The following is a 17386-nucleotide window of genomic DNA, read 5'->3' on the forward strand; positions in this document are numbered from 1 at the left end:
ATCCCGACCCGCTGCCACGCGCTACACTGGTGCAAACCTTTCCCAGGACTCACATGAAAAACTTCACTTCCCCTGCACGGTGGCTGGCGCCGCTGTTCGCCCTGTTTGCTGTGCTGTTGTCGGCCTGCGGTGGCGGTGGAGGCGGCGACAGCGGTGGGGGCGGCAGCACCACGCCGGCTGCAGTCACCCTGCGCAGCATCGCCATCACCGCGCCATCGACAACACTGATCGTCAATGGCGCCACGCTGACCCTGACTGCCACCGGCACCTACAGCGACGGCACCACCAAGCCGCTGACCGGTCTGACCTGGAGCACCAAGTCGGGCGGCGCGTCGGTGGTGCAAGTGACCAGCGCCGGCATTGCCAGCGGCAAGGCCATCGGCACCGATTCCATCATCGCCACCCAGGCTGCGTCCACCACCACGGCAGCCGTCTCCGCGTCCATTGACGTGACGTCGATCGCGCCGTGGACCCAGGTGGCGGCCGGCGGCAACCAGACCATTGCCCTCAAGACCGACGGCAATCTCTACAGCTGGGGCCGCAACCTGCAAGGCCAGCTCGGCGACGGCAGCAATTCCAACCGCAACACGCCGGTCATCGTGGCAGGCAGCACCGGCGTCTGGAAACAGGTCGCCATGGGCGACAGCTTTGCAGTGGCGATCCGCACCGACGGTACCTTGTGGTCGTGGGGTTATAACCTGTTCGGCCAGCTGGGCCAGGGCGACCAGGTGCCGCGCATGGTGCCGACCCAGGTCGGCACGGCCAAGGACTGGACCTATGTGGCGGCCGGCAAGTCGCACGTGGTGGCGCTGCGCACGTCCACGGCCAGCTCGGGGCCGGCGGTGGTGTCGCTGTGGGTTTGGGGCAATAACTATGCGAGCCAGCTCGGCGACGGCAAGACCGTCGACCTGCTGGTGCCCACCCGCCTCGGCACCGACAGCTGGCTGGCAGTAGCAGCCGGCGACGCCCATACCCTGGCCATCCGGCGCAGCGACCAGAGCCTGTGGACCTGGGGCGACAACACCTACGGCCAGCTCGGCAACGGCATCACCGGCACCAGGGTGGGCGTGCCGACCCAGGTCGGCACCGCCAACTGGTCGGCCGTCGCTGCCGGCAGCAACCACTCGCTGGCGATCCGCAACGACGACGGTGTGCTGTTCGCCTGGGGCGCCGGCGAGAGCGGCCAGATCGGCAACAACAGCACCAGCGCGCAATCGTCGCCGGTCCAGATCGGCACCGGCGCGCGCTGGACCCAGGTGGCCGGCGGCCTCAGCCACTCGATCGGCGTGCGCAACGACGGCACGCTGTGGGCCTGGGGCCGTGGCGCGGACGGGCAGCTGGGCCAGACCGTGGCCGGCAGCCTGCTGCCGCTGCAAGTGGGCAGCCTGAATACCTGGAAAGCGGTGGCGGCCGGCGCCAACCACAGCGCCGCCCTGCAAACCAACGGCAACACCCTGAGCCTGTGGACCTGGGGCCTGAACGCCGACGGCCAGCTCGGCAACGGCAGCACCGCCAGCGCCACGGCGCCGGTGTCGATTGCCTACTAGCGCGCGCCGGCATGGCCATGGACCGCATCCGCTGATGTCCGCTTGTTACGCTTGCTGAACCGCTTGCTGAGCCGCTGGTGGCGCTGCAGCCTGGAGCGCCTGGACCGCTGGGACCTTCTAGCGCGCCCCGGCGTCGGCCAGGCGGGGCGCCGCTGCGCGCATGGTTGTCTGGGCAGCTGCCAGCACGATGCCATGCATAGCCGCTGCAGCCCTCCGGGTCGTCCGTCTGGCGGCGCCTGTCGCCACCTGGTGGCCAACCGCTGTCTGAACGACGTCCTGTGCAGCCGTCTTGGCCTTGCGGGTCGTCCGTCGGGCGGCGCCTGTCGCCGCCAACTGTCGTGCCGCTGCCTGCCCGATGCCGTGGGCAGCCGCTTCCACCCGTCGGGCCGTCTGACGCGCGCCGCCTGGCGCCGGTTGGTCGCGCCGGTCTGGCTGGCGCTGGTCTGCGGCGCCGCGCCGGCGGCAGCGCTGGAGCGCGTCACGCTCCAGCTCAAGCACACCCATCAATTTCAATTTGCCGGCTACTACGCGGCGCTCGAGCAGGGTTACTACCGCGATGCCGGGCTCGACGTGCGTATTCTGGAAGCGACCGAGAGCCGCCAGGCCGAGCGCGACGTGTTGTCCGGCAAGGCCGACTTCGGCGTCGGCGGCAGCAGCCTGTTGCTGGCGCGGCTCTCGGGCCGGCCTGTGGTGGCGCTGGGCGTGATCTTCCAGCATTCGCCCTATGCGCTGGCCATGCCGCAACTGCCGGGCCAGCCGCAGGACCTGCGCCGGCTGCGCGGCAAGCGCCTGATGCTGGGCACGTTGGCCAGCGGCATGGGCAACGCCGATGAACTGCTGGCCTTCCTGGTCAAGCAGGGCGTGCCGGCCGGCAGCTACGAGCGGGTGGCGCCCAGCTACGATCCGCGTGACCTGATCGACGGCAAGGTGGCGGCAATGGGGGTTTATCTCACCAACGAGCCCGACCTCTTCGACCGCGCCGGCTTCGCCTACGACCTCTACACGCCGCGCTCGGCCGGCATCGATTTCTACGGCGACAACCTGTTTACCAGCGAGCGCGAAGTGGCCGCCAACCCGGCCCGGGTGCGCGCTTTCCGCGCCGCCAGCCTGCGCGGCTGGCAATGGGCGATGAGCCACCAGGAAGAAACGGTGGACCTGATCCTCAACAAATATTCGCGCCGCAACGACCGCGAGCACCTGCTGTACGAAGCGCGCCAGATGATGGCGCTGGTGCAGCCGACGTTGGTCGAGATCGGTTACATGAATCCCCAGCGCTGGCGCCATATCGCCGATGTGTATGCCAGCCTGGGCATGCTGCCGCCCGGTGTCCGCTTCGACGGCTTCCTGTACGACCCGGACAACCGCAGGAAGTCCGTGTGGCTCTACCGCATGCTCGGTGCGGCGGTGATGCTGCTGGTGCTGGCGGGCGCGGTGCATGTCATTTTGCTGTCGCGCGAGCGGCGCCGCGCCGATGCGGCGATCCGCCAGGGCGAGCAGCGCTTCCGCACCATGTTCGAAGCCTCGCCGCTGGGCATGGCGCTGGTCGATTCGGTCACCTATGCATATCGCGACGTGAATGCCCGCTACAGTGACATCCTGGGCCGGCCGCTGGACGCGTTGCGCAGCCAGAAGTGGCTCGACCTGACCCATGCCGACGATGTGGCCCAGTGCAAGGCGCAGATGGCGCAGCTGAGCGCCGGACGGATCGCCGCGTTCAAGGCGACGATCCGGGTATTCCGGCCCGATGGCGCGCTGGCCTGGATCGACATGTCGATCACCGCCATCGATACCGCCGCCGACACGATCGCCGATGCCGGCGGTCACCTGCACCACCTGTGCATGATCGAGGACGTGACCGCCGACAAGCAGCGCGAGGAGCTGATCTGGCAGCAGGCCAACTTCGACCCGCTCACGCAGCTGCCCAACCGGCGCATGCTGCTCGACCGCCTGAAAACCGAAGTGCTGCGCAGCCAGCGCGAGCGCTCGCGGCTGGCGCTGCTGTTCATCGACCTCGACCACTTCAAGGAAGTCAACGATACGCTCGGTCACCAGCAGGGCGATATCCTGCTGGTGGACGCCGCGCGCCGCATCGGCGCCTGCGTGCGCAAGACCGACACGGTGGCGCGCCTGGGCGGCGACGAATTCACGGTCGTGCTCACCGAACTCGATGGCACCGACCGCGTGGCCCATATTGCCCAGCACATCATCGACAGCCTGCGGGCGCCGTTCGCGCTGGGCCAGGAGCAGGCTTTCGTCTCGGCCAGCATCGGCATCACGCTGTACCCGGACGATGCGCTCGACATCGACGACCTGCTCAAGCACGCCGACCAGGCCATGTATGCAGCCAAGAACGCCGGCCGCAACCGCTACGCCTACTTCACGCCGGCCCTGCAGGTGGCCGCGCTCAAGCGCATGCGCCTGACCAACGACCTGCGCGGCGCCATCAAGGGCGGACAGCTGGCGCTGTACTTCCAGCCCATCGTCGACCTGGCGACCGGGCGCATCCGGAAGGCCGAGGCACTGGTGCGCTGGCAGCACCCGCAGCGCGGCATGGTCGGGCCGGCCGAATTCATCCCGCTGGCCGAGGCGAGTGGCCTGATCCGCGATATCGGCCAGTGGGTGTTCGAGGAGGCGGCCGGCTGGGCCCAGCGCTGGCGCGCCACCGTCGATCCGGCGTTCCAGATCAGCATCAACCAGTCGCCGCTGGAATTCCAGCACGACAGTGGCGACGGCGCCGGCTATGCCGGCTGGCTGCACCACCTGCGCCAGCTCGATGTGCCGGGCCAGGCGCTGGTGGTGGAAATCACCGAAGGCTTGCTGCTCGACGCCAGCAGCACCGTCAGCGACAAGCTGCTGCAACTGCGCGACGCCGGCATCCAGGTGGCGCTCGACGACTTCGGCACCGGCTACTCGTCGCTGTCGTACCTGAAGAAATTCGACATCGATTACCTGAAGATCGACCGCTCGTTCACCCGCAACCTGGCGCCTGCCTCGAGCGACATGGCGCTGTCCGAGGCGATCATCGTCATGGCCCACAAGCTGGGCCTCAAAGTGATTGCCGAAGGCGTCGAGACGCCCGCGCAGCGCGAGCTGCTGGCGCGCGCCGGCTGCGACTACGGCCAGGGCTACCTGTTCGCCAAACCGATGCCGGCCACCGACTTTGACGCCTTGCTGCGGGCGCAGATCGCGTAACGGCTATCGCCGGCGCGCGCCATCATAGGCAAAACAAATCGAAACTATTGGAACAATCAATTTTGCAAATAGGGTAAAAGGCGATACACTGGCGTCTCAATGATTCACAACCCAACGAGGAAACGACTATGTCCCTGATCAATACCCAAATCAAGCCATTCAATGCCACCGCTTATGTTGACGGTAAATTCATCGAAGTCAGCGACGAATCCCTGAAGGGCAAGTGGGCCGTGCTGATGTTCTACCCAGCCGACTTCACCTTCGTGTGCCCAACCGAACTGGAAGATCTGGCCGAGCAACAACCTGAATTCGCCAAGCTGGGCGTGGACGTGTACGGCGTATCGACCGACACCCACTTCGCTCACAAGGCATGGCACGACACCTCGGACGCCATCAAGAAAGTGAACTACCCGCTGATCGGCGACCCGACCGGCAAGCTGTCGCGTAACTTCGAAGTGATGATCGAAGAAGAAGGCCTGGCACTGCGCGGCACCTTCGTCATCAATCCGGAAGGCCAGATCAAGGTGATGGAAGTGCACGACAACGGCATCGGCCGCGACGCCACCGAGCTGCTGCGCAAAGTGAAAGCCGCCAAGTACGTTGCCGAGCACCCAGGCCAGGTATGCCCAGCCAAGTGGACCGAAGGCGCCGCTACGCTGACCCCGTCGCTGGACCTGGTTGGCAAGATCTAAGTTTTTGGATCACACCGCAGCAAACAAGTAGTTACCGCGATGCCGGCCCGGGCGTCCGGCCCGGCATACGCCTAAATATTTGTAAAGGAAGAACAGAATCATGTTAGACGCTACCCTCAAAACCCAACTGAAATCCTACCTGGAAAAAGTGGTGTATCCGCTTGAGCTGGTCGCCTCGCTTGATGACAGCGCCAAAGCCGGCGAGATGAAAGAACTGCTCCAGGAAATCGTCCTGTTGAGCGACAAGATCACGCTGGTCGAGCGCGCCGAAGCCGGCGTGCGCACGCCTTCCTTCAGCATCAACCGCGCCGGCGCCGATGTCGGCGTGCGCTTTGCCGCGATTCCGATGGGCCACGAGTTCACCTCGCTGGTACTGGCGCTGCTGCATGTGGGCGGCCACACCATCAAGTTCGATGCCGCCACCATCGAGCAGATCCGCAATCTCGACGGCGATTACGAATTCGAAACCTTCATGTCGCTGACCTGCCATAACTGCCCGGACGTGGTGCAGGCACTGAACGCCATGTCGGTCATCAACCCGCGCATCAAGGTCACCACCATCGATGGTGGCCTGTTCCCGAAAGAAGTGGAAGAGCGCCAGATCATGGCCGTGCCGATGATGTTCCTGAACGGCCAGCACTTCGGCCAGGGCCGCACCACGGTCGAGGAAATCCTCGCCAAGCTCGATACCAATGCCGGCGTGCGCCAGGCAGCTGAGCTGAGTAAGAAAGACGTGTTCGACGTGCTGATCGTCGGCGGCGGTCCTGCCGGCGCGGCTGCGGCGGTCTACGCTGCCCGCAAGGGCATCAACACCGGCGTGCTGGCCGAGCGCTTCGGCGGCCAGACGCTCGACACCATGGCCATCGAGAATTTCATTTCGGTGCAGGAAACCGACGGCCCGAAATTTGCCATGGCGCTCGAGCAGCACGTCAAGGCCTATGACGTCGACATCATGAACACCCAGCGCGCCGCCAAGCTGGTGCCGGGCGCCAAGCTGGTGGAAGTGCAGACGGCCAGCGGTGCGGTGCTGAAAGCCAAAACCGTGATCCTGGCGACCGGCGCGCGCTGGAGGGAAATCAACGTCCCCGGCGAAAAAGAGTACCGCAACAAGGGCGTGGCCTACTGCCCGCACTGCGACGGTCCGCTGTTCAAGGGCAAGCGCGTGGCCGTGATCGGCGGCGGCAACTCGGGCGTGGAAGCGGCGATCGACCTGGCCGGCCTGGTCAAGCACGTCACGCTGATCGAATACGGCGCCGAGCTGCGCGCCGACGCAGTCCTGCAGCGCAAGCTGCGCAGCCTGCCCAACGTGACGGTAATCGTCTCGGCGCAAACCACCGAAGTGCACGGCGACGGCAAGATCGTCAACGGCCTGTCGTACAACGATCGCGTGTCCGGCGCCGCCAAGAAGATCGACCTGGAAGGCGTGTTCGTGCAGATCGGCCTGGTGCCGAACACCGAATGGCTCAAGGGCACGGTGGCCCTGTCGCGCCACGGCGAGATCGAAGTGGACGCCCGCGGCCAGACCTCGGTCCCCGGCGTGTTCGCGGCCGGCGACGTCACCACGGTGCCGTACAAGCAGATCATCATCGCCACCGGCGAAGGCGCCAAAGCCGCCCTGTCGGCCTTCGATCACCTGATCCGCTCGGACATGGAAGTGGTGGAAGAGTCGGCCGAGAAGCATGCGATGACGGCATAAGCGTTTTCTGCTTAAAAAAAACCCCGGCACAGTGGTCTGTGCCGGGGTTTTTTTCATGGCTTCGTTACACTGAAGATGAAAGAGCGCAGAACTTTCCATATGAGGTGCGGTCTAAACCGTTTCTACGACGGAGGCAGCCATGGGCGGTTCTATATCCCCGAGTTCCACGGTTTTGCTGGGCGATATACAAGCGCTGATCGAGATTTCGCGTCAACGCTCTGCCGTTGCTGTTAATGCGGAGCTGACATTGCTGTTCTGGCGTATTGGCCGGCGGATACACGCTGAGCTGTTGGCCGGCAGGCGAGCTGAATATGGCGAAGAAGTTTTATCTTCTCTTGCTGAGCAGCTGACGCTTCGACATGGTCGGGGATTTGGCGAGAAGAATCTACGAAGAATGGTCAAGTTCGCGATCACTTATCCGGATGAAGCAATTGTCGCGACACTGTCGCGACAATTGAGTTGGTCTCATTTCGTCATGTTATTGGCTATTAAAGAGCCGATGCGGCGTGACTACTACACGCAGATGGCCAGTATCGAGCGTTGGAGCGTGAGATCCTTAGCGGGTAGGATTGATTCCATGCTGTACGAACGCACTGCATTGTCCCGAAAGCCCGATGCACTGATTACAGAAGAGCTTGCTGCCATGCATCACAAAAAGCGGATGTCGCCCACGTTGATGCTGCGCGATCCCTACATCCTCGATTTTCTGGGGTTGAAAGATACTTGGCATGAAAGCGATCTGGAGAGTGCAATCATTCGTGAAATGGAATTGTTTTTACTGGAATTAGGTGTCGGGTTTACATTTGTCGCGCGACAAAAGCGTATCCAGATCGATGATGACGATTTCCACCTCGATCTGCTGTTCTACAATCGCAAACTGCGCCGCTTGGTTGCGGTGGAACTCAAGGTTGGCGAGTTTAAAGCAGCCTACAAGGGGCAGATGGAGCTTTACTTGCGATGGTTGGACAAGTTCGAACGGGAACCCACTGAAGATTCGCCTTTGGGCATCATTCTCTGTACAGGTAAAAAATCAGAGCAAATCGAATTGCTGGAATTGGACAAGTCTGGCATTCACGTTGCCGAGTATCTGACGACCTTGCCGCCCCGTGCAATGCTGGCAGCCAGGTTACAACAGGCAGCAGAACGGGCGCAACTGCAGGTGGAGCAATCCAATGCACGGGAAGCCGATGGCTGATACGCCAAGTCCAGTGGCGCGCATGTCACGTGGTCAACAGGTCCCAGCCTTGAAAACCTGCGAGGTTTCATCTTCACTGCACCAGATCGATGCTGGCCTGCCTGGTCCGCAAGTGTATCGCGTTGCGGTGGCGCGCGCGCAGGCGCGGGTCGGTGATCAGGCGGCCCAGGGTTTCGCCGATGACCATCACCACGCCCAGCAGCGGCAGCACCAGCATCAGGCCGGCCACGCCGGCCACCGAGCCGCCGATGAAGATCATCAGCACCGTGATCAGCGGGTGGATGTGCAGGCTGCGGCCCAGCGTGAGCGGCATGAACACGAAGTCGTCGAGCAGGCGCACGAAGATGAAGACGCCGATCGCCAGGTAGGCCACCATCGGGTTGTTCGGCGCATCGGTGGAGGCCACCGTGACCACCAGCATGCAGCCGACGATCGAACCGACGTACGGTACCCAGGCCAGCACCGCCGCCACGAAGCCGAGCAGCAGCGGCGACGACACACCGATCGCCCACAGCCCCAGTGCCAGCACGGCGGTATCGAGGATGGTGAGCTTGAGCAGGCCCTGGAAGTAGCGGTACGCAGTCTGGTGCACCTCGTGCAGCAGGAACAGGGTGCGCTCGAAAAAGGCGTTCGGCACGGCCCGCGCCAGAAACTTCTTGAAGCGCGTACCGTCGCGCAGGAAGAAGAACGTCAAAAACGGCGCCAGCAGCAGCGACGGCAGCCAGGCCGCCGTCGAGACCAGGATGTCGGTCAGGTGCTTCTGCACGAAGCCACCGGTAAATGAGGTCAGGCGGTTGTTGATGTTGCGGGCGAACTTGACCTGCTTGAGCAGCGGGAACTGCTGTTCGAGCGCCTGGGTGGTGTGGCGCACGAATTCGATGCCGCCGGCCAGATACATGGACAAGGTGTGCTGCCACGACTCGGACGGCGCCGAGCGCCACAACATGATCAGGAACACGACCAGCCCGACGATCAGCGCAAACAGCAGGCCCACCAGCAGCGCGGCCGTGCTGTGGCCAAAACCCATGCGCAGCAGCTTGCGCATCGGCGGCAGCAGGATGTAGTACAGCACGATACCGAGCAGGAAGGGGATCGCCAGGAATAGCATTTGCTGCAGCAGGAACAGCAGCATGCAGGTGGCCGCGACGATGCCGATCCAGACGACAGGACCGGCGCGCTGATGGGTGGCCAGCACGCTCATAGCACCTCGGTGCGCGAGGCGCCCACCATCCACTCGCGCAGCCGTCCGCCCAGGTGGCGCGCCAGCGCCAGCGCGATCTTGTAACCGATCACGGCATCGGTCTCCATCAGGCCCAGGAAGTCACCGCGGAAGAAGACGGCCAGTTCGCAGTTGTCGATGGCGCGCGTCTGCGCGTTGCGCGGGGCGTTGTCGAGCAGCGCGAGGTCGCCGAAGAAGTCGCCCGGTTCCAGCTCGGCCACCAGTTCGCGTCCGCCGTGGTGCAGGCGGCTGATCAAGACCCGGCCCGAGATCACCAGGTACAGCGCCTGGCCTTCCTCGCCCTCGTCGAAGATGATTTCGTCGGCCAGGTAGCGGCGCTCGTGGATCAGCCCATCGATCGATTGCAGCTCGAGCGGCGTGAGCGTGTCGAACAGCGCCGAGGCCTTGAGCTGCAACAGCCGGGGCGACAGGGTGGGGGACTTGAGAAAACCGAACATCGGGACAACTCCGCTAGCAAGACTGAAGGCAAGCGCTATTGTCGCCGGTTTGCCGCCTGCCCGGTCATTCTGGCCGGGCCCGGCGCAAAATATTTCAGGCGCATGGTCCGGCGCGCTACGGCCAGCTCAGCGGCGATCGTGACAGTCTCACAGCATCACCGTGCGCGCCAGCGGCAGCGCCGGTTCCAGGTGGCTGGTCAGCACGATGCACTGGCGCGCCAGCCGCGCCGGTGCCGCCAGCTGGCCGCGCAGGTAGGCCATGGCGTCGGCATCGAGGCCGTTGAACGGTTCGTCGATCAGCAGCAGGCGCACCGGCAGCGCCAGGGCCAGCGCCAGTTGCACCTTCTTGTGCTGGCCCAGCGACAGCGTGGTCAATGGCTGTTCGAGCGCGCCGCCCAGGTGCAGCGCCTGCACCTGGGCATCGAGCAGCGCGGCGTCGGTGGCCGGGTATAGCGACAGGTGCAGGTCGAACAGTTCACGCATGGTGAGCCACGGCAGTTGCGGCAAGTCGCCGCCGCAATAGAAGGCCTGCAGGCGGTAGGCCAGCGGCTGCGCGGCGATGTCCACGTCATCGAGACGGATGCTGCCGCCGTGCGGCGTCATGGCGCCACCGGCCAGTTTCAGCAAGGTGGTCTTGCCGGCGCCATTTTCGCCGCGCAGCCAGGTGACGCCGGTACCCAGTTGCAGGTCGAAGCCGCGAAACAGCGCGCGGCCCGGGTGGTTGAAGGTCAGCCCGGAGATGGCCAGCACGGGTGTCAGTTCCATAATTCGCTTCCAATCGCAGTGAGGATCAACACGGCGCCCATGACCAGTACCACGCGGCCGCGCGCGGTCAGCGTGCGCAGCCCGACGATGGCCAGTTGCGCCACGCCGGCGCAGGCCAGCCAGACCAGCGCCACAGTATGGCTCAAGCCGGCGGCGCCGGCGGCACCGGTGCCCGCAGCACGCAAGGCATCCGCAGCACCAGCGCCCGCGCCCGCGCCCGCGCCGACACCGGTCGCGTGACCGAGCGCCAGCGCTGCGAAGCAGGCCATCAGCACTGCGCCCGGCAGCAGGGTTGCGGCGATTGCGCCCGTAAACAGGCGCTCCAGCGCCAGCGGCCAGCTGGCCACCGCCGGACGCAGCAGCGCGATCTGTTCGGTCACGGCCTTGTCGCCACGGTCGGTCAGCAGCATCAACAGCATGGACGTGCCCGCGCCCCAGACGGCCGGCGGCATCCAGGCCACCAGCGCGGGCCGCGACAGCCACAGCACCATGCTGAGCAGGGCGCCGAAGAACAGCCAGGTCTGGCGGATGCCGACCGCGCTGTCGCCGCGCCAGCATGGCAGCCAGAACAGCTGGCGCCAGAAGTGCAAGCCGGCCAGGCGCACCCGCTGCGGCGCGTCATAGTGGGTCGTCGTAGCGGGCGAACCGGCTGCGGCACGCGGCGGCCCCGGCCTCGCGCGCCGCATCAGCAGCACCGTCGCCAGCGCCCATCCCAGCAGCAGCGACAGCGCTGCGCAAGCGAGCGCCTGCGGCGCCACCGGCTGCAGCCAGTCCGGCCACTGGTAGAACCAGAGCGCGCACGACACCGCATGCGCCAGCGCCAGCGGGCCCGCGATCAGGCCGGCCACTGCGGCTTCCGCCAGCCACTGCTGGCGCGCCGAAATGGGCAAGGCCCGGCTCCAGCGCGCCACGTCCAGCGGGTGCAGGCGCTGGCGCAGCAGCCATACCGGGGCGGTCACCAGCAGCGCTTGCACCAGCAACAGGCCGACGGCCTGGTACCACGGCAGCGTTGCTGCCAGCAGGCCGGGCAGGGCGATGCAGGCGACCAGGCCCAGCATGACGGGACCGAAGGCCAGCAGCACCACTTCGAGTGAATTGACCAGGCTGGCGATAAACTGCCCCAGCGCCTTGCGCGCCACCTGGCGGCGGAAGGAGAGATAGGAATAGGGGGGCGTCTTCATCGGTTGCAATATATTGCCCGAAACTGATGCAGAAATGAATAAGGGCCCGAAGCGCATGACGCTTCGGGCCCTTAAGGAATGTTGGCGGAGTGGACGGGACTCGAACCCGCGACCCCCGGCGTGACAGGCCGGTATTCTAACCAACTGAACTACCACTCCTACGTTTTCAGGCTTTCTTGGTGGGTGCTGAGAGGCTCGAACTCCCGACCTACGCCTTGTAAGGGCGCCGCTCTACCAACTGAGCTAAGCACCCAGAAAACCTTGCAGTCTTTGTTGCAACTGCTGAACGAGGCCGTATTCTACAGGGGCGTTTACCAAGTCCGCAAGGGGTTTTATAAATTATTTAGAAAATTCTCCGGCGCAGGCCCTATCATGGCGTCGCCGTCTCTCTTCCAGGAACTTCCGCATGCACGACCCTTCCCACGATGCCCTGTACCGCCGCGTCAGCTGGCGCCTGATGCCGTTGCTGTTCCTGTGCTTTGTCGCGGCCTATCTCGACCGCGTCAACGTGGGCTTTGCCAGGTTGCAGATGCTGGCCGACCTGCGCTTTTCCGACACCGTGTACGGCGTGGGCGCCGGTATGTTCTTCATCGGCTATTTCCTGTTCGAGGTGCCGTCCAACCTGTTGATGACGCGCGCCGGTGCCCGCCTGTGGATCGCGCGCATCATGATCAGCTGGGGCCTGATCTCGTCGGCCATGATGTTTACCACCAGCGTCACCAGCTTCTACGTGCTGCGCTTCCTGCTGGGCGCCGCCGAGGCGGGCTTTTTCCCGGGCATCATCCTGTACCTGACCTACTGGTATCCGGCGCAGCGGCGCGCGCGCATGGTGGCGGTCTTCATGAGCGGGGTGGCGGTGGCCGGCGTGGTCGGCGGTCCGCTGTCGGGCTGGATCCTGCAGGCCTTCGACGGTGCGCACGGCTGGTCCGGCTGGCAGTGGCTGTTCCTGCTCGAAGGCATCCCGTCGGTGCTGCTCGGGCTCTGGACCCTGTTCTACCTCGACGACGGCATCCGCGACGCCAGCTGGCTCAGCGACGCCGACAAGCGTGTGCTGGAAGACGCCATCGCCCGCGACCGCGTGGGCCAGCAACACTTGCCGCTGGTGCAGGTGTTTGCCAGCGGCACCGTGTGGCTGCTGGCGCTGGTGTACTTCCTGTTCGTGATGGGCTTGTATGGCGTGAGCTTCTGGCTGCCGCAGCTGATCAGGAACAGCGGCGTGACCGACGTGTTGCACATCGGCCTGCTCACGGCGATTCCGTATGGCGTGGCGGCCGTGGTGATGGTGGCCGCCGCCCGCCACTCGGACCGCAGCGGCGAGCGCCGCTGGCACGCGGCCGGCGCCGGCCTGGCCGGTGCGCTGGGCCTGGTGGTGGCCACTGCCTGCAGCAACGACACGGCAATCGCGCTGGCGGCCTTGAGCGTGGCCACGGCCGGTATCCTGTCCACCTTCCCGATTTTCTGGAGCCTGCCCACGGCCATGCTCGGCGGCGCGGCGGCAGCGGCCGGCATCGCCATGATCAACTCGCTGGGCAACCTGGCCGGCTTCGTCAGCCCCTATCTGGTCGGCGCCATCAAGGATGCAACCGGCAACACGGCCAGCGGCATCTACCTGCTGGCAGCGAGCCTGGTGGCCGGGGCGGTGCTGGTGGTGACGGGCGTGCCGCGTGCGGCCGCAGCGCGGTAGTTGCAACCGATCCAGTTTCCGTAGATACTGTATGTATTTACAGTAATAGTGCCAGTGAATCTAGCCGCCGCATGGTTGATACCGCCCGTCGTATTGCCCACCTCGACATGGATGCGTTTTTCGCGTCCGTCGAGTTGTTGCGCTATCCGCAATTGCGCGGCCAGCCGGTGGTGATCGGGGGACGCAACGCGACGCCTGTGCTGCAAGCCGACGGCAGTTACCAGTTTGCCCGCCTGCGCCATTATGTCGGTCGCGGCGTGATCACCACCGCCACCTACGAGGCGCGCGCGTTTGGCGTCGGCTCGGCGATGGGCATGATGAAGGCGGCCAAGCTGGCGCCGGACGCGATCCTGCTGCCGGCCAATTTCGACGATTATCGCCACTACTCGCGGCTGTTCAAGCAGGCCGTGGCGACGATTGCGCCGCAGATCGAAGACCGTGGCATCGACGAGATTTTCATCGACCTCACCGAGGTCGAGGGCGAGACCGCCGAGCTGGCCGCGCGCATCCGCCAGGCCGTGTTCGACGCCACCGGCCTGACCTGCTCGATCGGCATCACGCCCAACAAGCTGCTGTCGAAGATCTGCTCGGACCTGAACAAGCCCAATGGCATCACCATCCTCGGCTTCGACGATATACCGGAGCGGATCTGGCCGCTCCATGTGCGCAAGGTGAACGGCATCGGCCCCAAGGCCACGGCCAAGCTGGCGTCGCTCGGCATCGAGACCATCGGCCAGCTCGCGCGTGCCGATCAAGGGATGCTGCAGGATTACTTCGGTGCGCATTACGCAGCGTGGCTCACGCAGGCCGCGCACGGCATCGACCAGCGCGTGGTGGCCAACCGCGCCCGCGCCAAATCGATGAGCCGTGAAACCACGTTCGAGCGCGACCTGCACGCGCGCCAGGACCGCGACACGCTGTCGGGCATCCTGACCACGCTGTGCGACCGGCTGGCCGAAGACCTGAAACGCAAGGGGTATGTGAGCCGCACCATCAGCATCAAGCTGCGCTACGACGATTTCCAGATCGTCAGCCGCAACGTCACCGTGCCCGAGCCGGTGGCCGATGCGGCAGCCATCCTGCAGGCCGCCCGCGAGTGCCTGAAACGGGTGCCGCTGCAACGCAAGCTGCGCCTGCTCGGGGTGCGTGCCAGCACGCTCGAAGTGCCGGGCGAGGCTGCCCATCGGCCGCCGCCGGTACAGGGCGACCTGTTCGCCTAGCCGCCCGCTGTACCCGTTTTGTAAACGGTTAGTCGCTGCCATCACCGTGTAAAATGGCGCTCCTTTGGAACATTCAATTCAGGACAAGGCAACACTCATGTGGTTCAAGAATCTACAGATTTATCGTCTGCCGGCCCCTTGGGCCTACACCCCCGAACAACTGGAAGCCGCGCTTGCACCGCACGCGTTCGTGCCTGCCAGCAGCAACGAACTGTTGCGCCAGGGCTGGGACAAGCCGCGTCCTAACGGCGGCCTGGTCCACGTGGTCAACAAGCAGATGCTGATCGTGCTCGGCACCGAGAAAAAGCTGCTGCCATCGAGCGTGATCAACCAGGTGGCCAAGGCCCGCGCGGCCGAGATGGAAGAAGCACAAGGTTTTGCGCCCGGCAAGAAGGCAATGAAGGAACTGAAGGAGCGCGTGGCCGACGAACTGCTGCCGCGCGCGTTCTCGATCCGTGGCAATGTCTGGACCTGGATCGACCCGGTCAACGGCTGGCTGGTGGTCGATGCGGCCAGCCCGGCCAAGGCCGACGAAGTGATCAAGCTGCTGCTCAAGGCAGTCGACAAGCTGCCGCTGGAAAGCCTGCGCGTGCAGCGCTCGCCGGTGGGCGTGATGACCGAATGGCTGCAGACCGACGAAGCGCCGGCCGGCTTCACGGTCGACATGGATACCGAACTGCGCGCCACCGGCGAGAGCAAGGCGGCCGTGCGCTATGTGCGCCACACGCTGGAACCGGCCGAAGTGCGCCGCCACATCGAAGCGGGCAAGCAGTGCACGCGCCTGGCGCTGACCTGGGACAGCAAGATCTCGTTCGTGCTGACCGAATCGCTGGCGATCAAGAGCGTCAAGGCGCTCGACGTGCTGGCCGAAAAGGAATCGAGCACCCGCAACGACGAAGAGCGTTTTGATGGCGACTTCATGCTGATGACGGGCGAGCTGGCCAAGATGATGGCCGACGTGGTGGAAGCGCTGGGCGGCGAAGCGAAAGCCTGATGCATTGGACCCCGCCACTGCGCGATGATGGACGTTCAGCCGCTGGTCCCTGAACCGTCATCGCGTACCGGCGGACCGCCGCGCAGGCGGGGATCCAATCAAACCTACAGCGGCTGGAACACCCCAGCCGCCTTGTTTTTCTGCACATTATCCCAGGCAAAAATCTTGCCGTTCATCGCCACGTACACACCGGGCGCCAGGGTCTGCGCCACGCCGCAGGCAAAACCGAGGTTGAACATCGCGTCGGAATTGGCAATCGCATACGGAATCATGGCGCCGGTCAGCACAATGGTCTGGCCCAGGTTGGCCGGCCCCAGCACGGCAGCCGTCTGCGGCATGGTGTCGGTGCCGTGGATGATGACGATGGCTTTTTCGCTGGCATCGCGGCACGCAGCGAGAATGCGCTCGCGGTCGGCATCGACCATGTCCAGCGAATCCATCAGCGGCAATTGTTCCAGCGCCACGTCCACTGTCAGCCGGCAGCGCTCGAGCAGGGCCGGTACATGGCTGTCCGCAAAGCCCAAGGTACCGTTGAGTTCGTTGTAGTGTTTGTCGAAAGTGCCGCCGGTGGCGAGGATGCGCAAGGTCATGATGTAGCCGGGTCCCGTAAAAAATGATCTGCATCATAACCCAAACGGCTGCCGCAAAATAATCGACAAACAGTCGTCTTCGCACTGGAAATATGCGCGTAGCATGCCTATATTGTCTGTTTGCCGGGCCGTCTTGCGCCCGAAACCGTTGAGTGGATGATGAAAGCGCTAGCGCCTGGAACTGTTATTTTTCACCGCCATCGTGGCTATGGCGTGATCACGGCCGTCAACCTGCTGACCGGCTGGATCTCTGCGCGCTTCGGCAGCGAAGGGCGCACGCTCGACCTCAATCTGTCCACCGACGCGGTCCAGTATGCCGATGGCGAAGCGATCCTGTTCCGCCGCGCGCCGCCCGACCGCATGCCGCATGCGCGGCTGATGGCCGTGGTGCGCGCACTGCACCAGGCCGGTTATCAAAAACTGTACCTGTATGCATGGCCCAAGCCGTCCGGCCTGCACTGGCGCTGGCACCTGTTCACCGGCAAGCGCGACTGGATGCAGCGATCGTGGCGCGAAGGCTGGTACGGGTCCGGCGCCGACTACAACAGCAACCCGGTAATGGGCTGGGGCGACAACCCGGGCGCCAGCACCGAAGAGCTGATCCACGCGCTGGCAAAATTCGATCCGCAAGGACTGGCGCAGGCGCTGGGGCGCGACGAGGACCACACCGCCTGGTTCGCCGGCGTCTGCGACGCGCTGCTGCCCGGCTATATGTACAGCCTGGACATGCAGCGCCCCGACGGATCTGCGCTGACCGACATGCCGCCGGTGCCCGTGATCCCGGTGCGCGCCACGCTGCCGCCATACAGCGGCCCTGACCTCACCTGGCCACCCGGCTGGGCTGGCTTGTGGAGCAAGGTGCATGTGATGCCGGCGCCGCGCATTAACCTGACCGGCCTGCCTGAAAAAACCGACTGAGAGTGCCCGCCATAACCTCCATAGCTGCGTTGCAG

General features: G+C 64.8%; 14 protein-coding genes and 2 tRNA genes. 9 read left to right on the forward strand and 7 right to left on the reverse strand.

Annotated features, from left to right (window positions below; translation table 11 throughout):
- Positions 1-53 precede the first annotated feature (53 nt).
- From ASF61_RS22040 to ASF61_RS22060, 5 genes are all read left to right on the forward strand, one after another.
- Positions 54-1547, forward strand: a complete 1494-nt coding sequence (locus ASF61_RS22040) for a hypothetical protein (protein ID WP_056160956.1) — start codon at positions 54-56, stop codon at positions 1545-1547.
- Positions 1548-1589: 42 nt separating this feature from the next.
- The gene (locus tag ASF61_RS22045; RefSeq protein ID WP_229205969.1) at positions 1590-4739 is read left to right on the forward strand and encodes an EAL domain-containing protein; all 3150 of its coding nucleotides are present in this window, start codon (positions 1590-1592) and stop codon (positions 4737-4739) included.
- A gap of 128 nt (positions 4740-4867) precedes the next feature.
- Positions 4868-5431, forward strand: coding sequence for an alkyl hydroperoxide reductase subunit C (gene ahpC / locus ASF61_RS22050; protein WP_056160958.1), 564 nt, complete (start codon positions 4868-4870; stop codon positions 5429-5431).
- A gap of 100 nt (positions 5432-5531) precedes the next feature.
- Complete coding sequence (gene ahpF, locus ASF61_RS22055; protein WP_056160961.1) at positions 5532-7127, forward strand: alkyl hydroperoxide reductase subunit F; 1596 nt, start codon at positions 5532-5534, stop codon at positions 7125-7127.
- Between the two features lie 139 nt (positions 7128-7266).
- The gene (locus tag ASF61_RS22060; protein WP_056160962.1) at positions 7267-8322 is read left to right on the forward strand and encodes a YhcG family protein; all 1056 of its coding nucleotides are present in this window, start codon (positions 7267-7269) and stop codon (positions 8320-8322) included.
- Between the two features lie 73 nt (positions 8323-8395).
- On the opposite strand, the gene ASF61_RS22065 is transcribed toward ASF61_RS22060, so the two are convergent.
- The 6 genes from ASF61_RS22065 to ASF61_RS22090 form a co-directional block, all read right to left on the reverse strand.
- Entirely contained in the window at positions 8396-9523 is a 1128-nt protein-coding gene (locus ASF61_RS22065; protein WP_056160964.1) for an AI-2E family transporter, read from the reverse strand.
- Positions 9520-9999, reverse strand: coding sequence for a cyclic nucleotide-binding domain-containing protein (locus ASF61_RS22070; protein WP_056160966.1), 480 nt, complete (start codon positions 9997-9999; stop codon positions 9520-9522). The genes ASF61_RS22065 and ASF61_RS22070 overlap by 4 nt, the downstream gene beginning before the upstream one ends.
- A 147-nt stretch (positions 10000-10146) precedes the next feature.
- Positions 10147-10764 carry an ATP-binding cassette domain-containing protein gene (locus ASF61_RS22075; RefSeq protein ID WP_056160968.1) on the reverse strand — a complete coding sequence of 206 codons (618 nt, stop codon included), beginning with the start codon at positions 10762-10764 and terminating at the stop codon, positions 10147-10149.
- A complete protein-coding gene (locus ASF61_RS22080; RefSeq protein ID WP_056160970.1) occupies positions 10755-11945 on the reverse strand; it encodes a hypothetical protein in 1191 nt (396 codons plus the stop codon). Before ASF61_RS22080 ends, ASF61_RS22075 begins: the two co-directional genes overlap by 10 nt.
- A gap of 82 nt (positions 11946-12027) precedes the next feature.
- Positions 12028-12104: transfer RNA gene (locus ASF61_RS22085), tRNA-Asp, on the reverse strand.
- An 18-nt stretch (positions 12105-12122) separates the two neighbouring features.
- Positions 12123-12198, reverse strand: a tRNA-Val gene (locus tag ASF61_RS22090).
- Positions 12199-12351: 153 nt separating this feature from the next.
- On the opposite strand from ASF61_RS22090, the gene ASF61_RS22095 reads away from it, so the two are divergent.
- The 3 genes from ASF61_RS22095 (at position 12352) to ASF61_RS22105 (ending at position 15843) form a co-directional block, all read left to right on the forward strand.
- The gene (locus ASF61_RS22095) at positions 12352-13629 is read left to right on the forward strand and encodes an MFS transporter (RefSeq protein ID WP_056160972.1); all 1278 of its coding nucleotides are present in this window, start codon (positions 12352-12354) and stop codon (positions 13627-13629) included.
- Between the two features lie 71 nt (positions 13630-13700).
- Positions 13701-14849: a DNA polymerase IV gene (gene dinB, locus ASF61_RS22100; RefSeq protein ID WP_056160973.1), complete on the forward strand. Its 1149-nt coding sequence runs from the start codon at positions 13701-13703 to the stop codon at positions 14847-14849.
- 97 nt (positions 14850-14946) lie between these two features.
- Positions 14947-15843: a recombination-associated protein RdgC gene (locus ASF61_RS22105; RefSeq protein WP_056160975.1), complete on the forward strand. Its 897-nt coding sequence runs from the start codon at positions 14947-14949 to the stop codon at positions 15841-15843.
- 104 nt (positions 15844-15947) lie between these two features.
- Here the strand turns inward: ASF61_RS22105 and ASF61_RS22110 are convergent, their stop codons facing one another.
- On the reverse strand, positions 15948-16433 hold the full coding sequence (locus ASF61_RS22110) for an asparaginase domain-containing protein (RefSeq protein WP_056160978.1): 486 nt from the start codon (positions 16431-16433) through the stop codon (positions 15948-15950).
- Positions 16434-16592: 159 nt separating this feature from the next.
- On the opposite strand from ASF61_RS22110, the gene ASF61_RS22115 reads away from it, so the two are divergent.
- Positions 16593-17351, forward strand: a complete 759-nt coding sequence (locus tag ASF61_RS22115) for a hypothetical protein (RefSeq protein WP_056160979.1) — start codon at positions 16593-16595, stop codon at positions 17349-17351.
- The last annotated feature ends 35 nt before the right edge of the window (positions 17352-17386 follow it).

The sequence above is a fragment of the Duganella sp. Leaf126 genome (assembly GCF_001423125.1).
In the GTDB taxonomy this organism is placed as follows: domain Bacteria; phylum Pseudomonadota; class Gammaproteobacteria; order Burkholderiales; family Burkholderiaceae_D; genus Rugamonas.